1 pseudogene is annotated in these 3348 nt (G+C 52.1%); it reads right to left on the bottom strand.

From position 1 onward, the window contains the following. Window positions 1-368 precede the first annotated feature (368 nt). Window positions 369-1747 (bottom strand): annotated as a pseudogene (locus A37O_RS15710) (IS256 family transposase). Window positions 1748-3348: the final 1601 nt, after the last annotated feature.

Here is a 3348-nt window from a genome sequence, read left to right on the forward strand (position 1 = left end):
TGGTGTGATCATACGGCGGAATTGGTTGTAGCGGTTCGTGGTGGGCAACTGTTCCCGCTGTGCCAGCTCACGCGGGTGTCAGCTCGACGGTGTCCTACACAATCTTGATCAGAGAGGGTGTCCATGTCCGGCGTTCTCGTTTTCAGTAAAAGGTAGAGCGAACGCAGCGTCGTATTGAGCTAGTGCGTTTGCCGTTGGCATCCCTTTCCCCAAAAGTTGTTGCTGTAGCAGTGGGTGTTACACAGCAGGTGGCCTTAGATTTTGACAAAGGGGTGACCTTACACGGCACACCGCGGAAGGCGTTTGTTTCTGCAGGTAGCGGTAGCTCAACCTATAACAGGATTATTACAGCGCTTTGGCAGAGCGCGTCAGGTTTTTGTGTCTGGGTTGAGTTTCAGGTACTTGTACTTGCTGAAGCGGTTGGGGTAGGCCATGGCCGTCTGGTTGGTGGCTTTTTCCACTGGGAAAGGCGTGCGCCTGCTACGAGTCGGCCTACTGACGCAGTTACGTTTGTGTCTACCTCGGTCCGTTTGGCAGCGCGCGTCGTCGATAGTGCAGCTCATCAACCACAGCGTTTTCAACGCGGACTCGTCAATGGTGAACGCGACCTAGTTGCCGGTATCCTTACGCAGCTCATTACTAAACGACCCAATCGAACTCGTAGTGTAGATCACCTTCGTCGCTGCAGTCGGGAACCGCAGAAACGGATTAAAACGCTCCTACGTGTTCCGCCTTACTTTCACTGACCTGGGGTACTTTTCTCCGAGCGCCGAGGCAGCAGACTCCTCCATCGAGGAGGCTGCAGCATGCGCATCCGGGGCGGTATAGATCTACTTCAACACCGCAGATTCAGCGCGTCGGTCTCCAAAGGCCACCCACCGGTTCGCCGTCCTGATCAGGTAGACAATACAGGTCTGGACCAACGATGACGACCAGGCTGCTTCCACGGTTTCCGGTAGGTCTGTCAGCCCGACACCGTAGACAATAAAGGCATCTTTGACGCCACGTTTAGCCAAGGTGGAGCACACCTGCGCCAAGAGAATGCGTCTCCCTCCGGAGCGATCTACATGCCCAGGATGTGCTTGGTACCTTCCATGCCAACTCCGATAGCTATGGGGGAAGCTTCGTTGGCTGTCTGGCCGCCATCACGGACTTTGATCCGCAGCCCATCCAAAAACACGACGGGGTAGAACTCATAGAGCTGACGGTTGTGCCAGATCAACACCTCATCCAACACTGCGTCGGTGATGACAGAGATCGTCACGTGAGGGATATCGTCCCGCATAGCCGTGGCCATATGGTGGTGGATGTCGCGGATCGTAATCCCACCGGCGTACAGGCTCACGATCATCTCACTCGACATTGGTCAGACACATGGCCCCTTTCGCCACTATCGTCGAAATCAATGTCCCCGACCTGTCTCTTGTGACAGCCACCGTGACGGGACCATAGTTCGAGTCCACCGGCTTGGTATGCGTACCGTTGCGGTGATTATTGGTCCCAGCAGCTGCTTTCCCATCGTGGTCCCCGACTGGTGGCCCAGGTGCGTATCCATCTCCGAGTTCAGATCACGGGTAATTGAGGTTTGAGACATTCCCCAAACGAGGTCAGTCGCGTCCGCCGTCGAAGTGCCAAGGTCATCAATAAGCTGCGTGGTCTCAAGATTTGCGAGCAGCGTCTGCTCAATCGCATCAATCTTGGCCTTTTCAGCTGGGCTTGGCGTGCCACAGTAGTCATTCTGGTCTATCTTCTAATCCGTGTATGCAGCCCACATACAAACCATTGGGCGCTCTCCAACCGATGTCACGGCGCCCACGCCTGGCAACGCTTCGACTACGGTCCTTTCTACCCACATCAGCTACTACCCCAGTGGCTTCAAAACCTCCGACCGTGGCTGCTGAAAATGAACTCGACAATCGCAGGCGATTACGCAAGCCGCGGAGAATTCAAAGCTGATTGAACTTGTCTGGCATAAGATTCTGTACTTGCGAAGACAATATTCCAATTCAAATGTTCTGCAGACCAAATTAAATTAGGGTTGTGAGCACATACTCCCCGAAGACTACAAGGAAAAGGAAACGATGAGAAGAACTCTCACAACGGCTATTGTGGTCTGTGCAACTAGCCTCGCATGTCTTGCCCCTTCTAGTGCAATCGCAGCCCCCCAGCTTTCCTCTTCAGCTGACGGTCCCCAGGCAAACGCAAACTCTCCCGCTGAAACAGAACCATTACAGTTATCAGAAGCAGAACAAGCTGAGTTGGTCGGGATCATGTCCGCTCGCGGCATTTCTTTGTCTGATCAACAACAACTGTTGACTAAAATCTCATCGGGTAAACTTGTTGATGCTGATAACCCTGAGGCCTTGCCGATAAGGGAAGATGAGATTGAAGCCAACGGAAAACTAGTTCGAACTCTCACCTTCCAAGATGGTTCTGTTGCCATCGCAACTTCGGAGAGCTCTTCTCCGGAAATCTCCCCACGCGCCTCCGGAATTTCCCAGTGTAGATCTTATAACTACAACTCTGGGTGGGTCCGCCATGATAACTGCCTCGTCATGTATGACGGCATTTCTTTCAAATATTCATTCAGAGCAAGTTATTCGACGACCAGGCACGGGGGTGTAAATGCTCTAATTAGGAGTGTCAGCAACCCATATGTATGGCGCTCTGTAGGCCATGTTGTCAGCAATAAGTACGTAAGCATTATCAATCGGTCACAGAACGGAACTTCTCCTGCACGAGCCCAAATGGTGGCAGAATTTCAAGTTCTCAAAGTCTTCTCCACAGTATCTCTAGATCTGAACCTATATGTAAGAGATGGGCGAGCGTGGGTGTCGTACTAGAAAGCAGAAATCCATGTATATTACATACGATCTACTTACGACTGCAGTGGTGGTGCTAGCTGCGGTATTGCTGCTTGTTTCGCTCTTCTTCTGGTTCAAGTTGAAAAGGGCTACCTGGATGAATTTCATGTGGTTCATAATCATCGTCTTGGTTCCTATCTTTGGGCCAATCTTTTTTCTCGGATTTCAAGCTAAGCGGCAGTAGCGATGCAACCGCGGTAGGCTACCCTCGTTAATTCTGCCGACATTGCTGCCCAATGTGGTGCTTATCCCACTACGAAACGTCACGGCCGATCCACGAGCAAGGCGATGGAGAAACGAAGTTGATGTGAGCGCTCATACCCTCAAGTAGGCGCTGCACTTTCGTACGATCAGTCTTTTCGGCCCTGATCAAGTCTCAGCCCTACCTGCGCAGGTGTGCTTAGGTTCAGATGATCGTTGCAACACCGCTTGATTTAGGAGGTTGTTGTGAGCGGTGTGTTTCAATTATTGAGCGATCAGGATT

Origin of the sequence: Corynebacterium lubricantis DSM 45231, from assembly GCF_000379425.1 — a bacterium.
Lineage (GTDB): Bacteria > Actinomycetota > Actinomycetes > Mycobacteriales > Mycobacteriaceae > Corynebacterium > Corynebacterium lubricantis.